This is a genomic window from Streptomyces sparsus (assembly GCF_054776295.1).
Genome location: NZ_BAAHCA010001230.1, coordinates 1 through 1,184, shown reverse-complemented (window position 1 = coordinate 1,184; position 1,184 = coordinate 1). Strand labels below are relative to the sequence as shown.

Below are 1,184 nucleotides of genomic sequence, written 5' to 3'. Positions count from 1 at the left end.
GCGGCGTGGAACCGGGCCGAGCGCACGCTCGCCACTCACCTGGTGCGGCCGATGGCCGACCGGGTGGCCGAGCTGGTCGAGCACGCCCCCGCCGCCCACGACCTGGCCGAGTGGACCGACACCTACGGGGACGGCGTGGTGACCGCCGTGGAGGAACGCACGGCAGCGGCGCTGGGCATGCCCGCCGCGGCCTGGTTCCCCACCGGGACGATGGCGCAGCAGGTGGCGCTGCGCTGCTGGGCGGGCCGCACCGGCAACCCGACGGTGGCGCTGCATCCGCTCGCCCACCCGGAGCGCTGGGAACGGCAGGCACTCACACAGGTCAGCAATCTCCGTATCCTGCACGCCGGTTCGGGTACGCAGCCGACCGGCGTGGAGGACGTCACCGCCCTGGACGAGCCGTTCGGCACACTGATGCTCGAACTGCCGCTGCGGGACGGGGGATTCGTCCTGCCGAGCTGGGAGGAGCTGACCGCGACGGTCACCGCCGCCCGGGAGCGGGAGGCTGTCGTGCACTTCGACGGCGCCCGGCTGTGGGAGTGCGCCCCGCACTTCGGCCGGTCGCTGCCGGAGATCGCCGCGCTCGCGGACAGCGTCTACGTCTCGTTCTACAAGTCGCTCGGCGGGCTGTCGGGGGCCGCGCTGGCCGGCCCGGAGTCCCTCGTGGCGGAGGCCAAGGCGTGGCGGCACCGGTACGGGGGCGCGGTGTTCCAGCAGTGGCCGGCCGCGCTGTCCGCGCTGGCCGGGCTGGACCGGGAGCTGCCCCGGCTGCTGGAGTACGTCGCGCACGCCCGGGTCGTCGCCGCCACACTGCGGCAGGCCTTCAGCGACGCCGGACTGCCCTGGTTCCGCATCCACCCGGAGCAGCCGCACACCCACCAGTTCCAGGTGTGGCTGCCGTTCGACGCGCCGGCCCTGGACGAGGCCTCGGTCCGGCAGCCGGAGGAGACGGGCACCCTGCTGTTCCGGCGCTGGGAGGAGACCGGGCCGCCGGGGGTGGCCGTGACCGAGTGCACGGTGGACGCCCCCGGGCTGCTCTGGTCGGCGGAAGACGTCCGGCACGCCGCCCGGGACTTCCTGTCCCGCCTCCGCGACGTCGCCCCGCACCGCCGCCGCTGACCACCGAACGCCGGGCCGCAGCAGCCGAGCCCCAGCAACCGAGCCGCTGAGCCGTCGAGCTGCTG

General features: G+C 75.2%; 1 protein-coding gene. It reads left to right on the top strand.

The genetic code is table 11. The features are described 5' to 3' along the window. Positions 1-1,119, top strand: a 1,119-nt coding sequence (locus ACYVE9_RS27580; protein WP_461030615.1) for a threonine aldolase family protein, incomplete at its 5' end; no start/stop codon positions are given. Positions 1,120-1,184 lie beyond the last annotated feature (65 nt).